At 69.1% G+C, this 2980-nt stretch carries 3 protein-coding genes; 2 read left to right on the forward strand and 1 reads right to left on the reverse strand.

Annotation, left to right across the window (positions count from 1 at the left end):
- The coding region (locus ADY59_RS46980) for a 4Fe-4S binding protein (RefSeq protein ID WP_231619243.1) at nucleotides 1-409 on the reverse strand (409 nt) is incomplete at its 3' end.
- A 208-nt stretch (nucleotides 410-617) separates the two neighbouring features.
- Between ADY59_RS46980 and ADY59_RS47935 the strand changes: the two genes are divergently transcribed.
- Nucleotides 618-1844, forward strand: a complete 1227-nt coding sequence (locus tag ADY59_RS47935) for a serine/threonine-protein kinase (RefSeq protein ID WP_053175855.1) — start codon at nucleotides 618-620, stop codon at nucleotides 1842-1844.
- A gap of 176 nt (nucleotides 1845-2020) precedes the next feature.
- Nucleotides 2021-2419 (forward strand): VOC family protein, encoded by a 399-nt coding sequence (locus ADY59_RS46990; RefSeq protein ID WP_049577786.1) that lies wholly within the window; start codon nucleotides 2021-2023, stop codon nucleotides 2417-2419.
- The last annotated feature ends 561 nt before the right edge of the window (nucleotides 2420-2980 follow it).

Consider the following 2980-nt stretch of genomic DNA (forward strand, 5'->3'; position numbering starts at 1 on the left):
GCTCTGCGCCGGGGTCGTGGGCAGGGGGCGGAGGGACGGTTTCCACCCAGGTGGCGAGCCTGTCCTTCTCGTGGAGAAGGTTGCGGATGTCCCCCTCGGCGTACTCGAACTCCGGCGACCAGAACAGGGCGTCGAACGGGCACACCTCAATACAGATCCCGCAGTACATGCACAGCGCGAAATCGATGGCGAACCGGTCGAGGACGTTGCGCTGCCGGGGACGGCCGCCTTCAGGGGCCGGGAGGGTCTCCTTGTGGGAGTCGATGTAGATGCACCAGTCAGGACACTCCCTCGCACACAGCATGCAGGAGGTGCAATTCTCCTCAACCAGGGCGATAACGCCGCGGCTGCGTGGCGGAAGGGCGGGCCTGACCTCGGGATACTGCTGGGTGACGGATTTGCGCAGCATGTGGCGAAGGGTGATGGTCAACCCCTTTGCCAGCCCTACGCCGGGAAACCGCGCCATGGTTCAACATCATGACGCACTTGGCCGCGCAGGTGAATGAGCAAGCGCATTGTCCCCAGGTTTTCCACAGCTATCCACAGGCTGACGGGAAGTTATCCACAAGTCAGCGCCATGCCGGATTTGTGCAAGTAGGGAGCGATAGTCTCTCGCCATGTCGTACGGCCATCCGATCCGCCCCGGCGCAGGGGCCTGGACCGCCTCCGTGGTGTGGGCGGTCCTGTCGCTGATCTCGTGTGGTCTGGCGACTCCGTTCACGATCGGGTTCGCGGCATTCTGGCTGAGGAGCGTGTGGCAGTTCGTCGCCGCGTGCGGCTACGGCGTGTGCATGGGCGCGTTCGTGATCTCCCTGATGTCGTACGACCAGGTCGAGGACATGCCCGAGCCGCTGGGCACGATCGTCTCGCTCATGTTCGTGGGTGCGTGGGTGAGCGGGGTGATCCATTCGGGCATTCTCGTGCCGGCGATGGCCAAGGCGCGTAACTACCGGCCCGTGCAGACCGGCGTCCCGTACGCACAGCGCGGCCCCGCCCACCACCAGCGAGGGCCGGTGGCGCACGGGCCGTCCCTCCATCAGCGCACCACCTCGCCCTCCTACCAGCACCGCCCCGGCGAGCCCGAGTGGATCGGGCACTACCGGGTGCTGCGACCGCTGGGGCGCGGCGGGCAGGGCGCCGTCTATCTCGCGACCGCGCCCAACGGCGTCCGCGTGGCGGTGAAGGTGCTGCACGACCTGGTCGACGAGACGGCCCGCGCCAGGTTCGCCAGGGAAGTGGACGCGGCCCGGCGGGTGGCGACGTTCTCCACAGCCCGGGTGCTCGACGTGAGCATTTCCGGGCAGTTCGCGTACATCGTCAGCGAGTACGTGGACGGCCCGTCCCTGGAGCAGCTCGTACGCAACCATGGCCCCCGGGATGAGGACAGCCTGACGCGCCTGGCGTTGTCCACAGCCGGTGCGCTGGCGGCCATCCACAAGGCGGGGGTCGTCCATCGTGACTTCAAGCCGAGCAACGTGCTGATCGGCAACGACGGGCCGCGAGTCATCGACTTCGGCATCGCGCGGGCGCTCGACCAGGTGACGATGACGTCCGGGAAAATGGTCGGCACACCGCCGTACATGTCTCCCGAGCAGTTGTCGGGTGAGCAGGTGGGGCCGGCGTCGGACGTGTTCAGCTGGGGCGTGACGATCATGTTCGCGGCGACGGGGCGACCGGCGTTCGGGGAGGACAGCGTGCCGGCGGTCTTCAACCGGGTGCTTACTGTTCATCCGGATTTATCGCCATTACCGCCGTCTCTTCGCAGCGTCGTCGGCTCCTGCCTGGCCAAACGCCCCGACGACCGTCCCGCCGCCTCGGACGTGATGCTCGCCATCGTCCACTGACGCGTGAGGCGTCATGAGGATGCCGGCGGGCATGGCCGCGGTGTTGTCGTACTGGGCCGTACGCCGATCGTCTTGTTCAGTGAGGGATCGCTGGCGAGCGCGCTGAAACAGGGCGTTCGCGCAGCGTACGCCGCATGCTCGTGCGGCGTGCCACGGACTGGACTCAGGGAGAATCCATGAATCCGACACTGAACACCATCGACATCATCGTCTCGGACATGGAGGCGTCGATCGCCTTCTACGCCCGGCTCGGGCTGGAGTTCAAGCTCGACGCCAATACGCCCGAGCACGCCGGCTGCGACCTGCCGGGCGGGCTGCACGTGATGCTCGACACCGAAGGGTTCCGCACGCCGCTCCTGCCTGGCTGGAGCGCTCCGACCGGTGGGCCGCGCACCTTGCTGTGCTTCGAGTTCGACTCGCCGGCCGGGGTGGACGCGAAGTACGCCGAACTGGTCGGGGCCGGCTACCGGGGGATCGCCGAGCCGTTCGACGCGTTCTGGGGGATGCGCTACGCCACGGTGGCCGATCCGGACGGAGGCGGGATCGACCTCTACGCCTCGCTCCCTACGACCTGACCGCCCACTGCCCCGCCCACGGCCCCACCCAGGGGTCCCGCCATGGCCCACCCAGGGGTCCCACCGGCCTGCGCGATGCCGACGCTGCGTTCACCGGCGTGGTTGAGGGGGTGCGGCGCCCTCAGGATCGGGACCTCCGGACCGGTCCTCAGGACCGGAGCCCTCACAGGGCGGCGCCCTCGGGGCGGTGCGCTCGGGGCGGCGCGCTCAGGGCGGCGCGCTCAGGGCGGTGCGCTCGGAGGGGCGCCCTCAGGGCGGTGCCATGGAGGCGGTGCCTTGGGGCGGTGCGCTCAGGGTGCCGCCCTCGGAGCGGCGCCCTCGGAGGTGTTCATAGCGGTGCTCAGGGTGGGGCCCAGGAGCGGAACCCCCGACGGGACCCAGGACAGGGCCTCAGGGCGGCCCTCGGGGCGGAAGCCCAGGACAAGGGCAGGAAGGGATGGGTCAGGGTGCCGGGGCGAGCGGGCGATCAGGGGCCCGGACTGCGGGTGGGAGGCAGTCGAGAGGCTCAGGCTACGGGGCGAAGAGGCGGGCAGGGGTAGCGCAGGCCCTGGAGGAGGGGTC

The sequence above is a fragment of the Nonomuraea sp. SBT364 genome, from assembly GCF_001083785.1.
Classification (GTDB): Bacteria; Actinomycetota; Actinomycetes; order Streptosporangiales; family Streptosporangiaceae; genus Nonomuraea.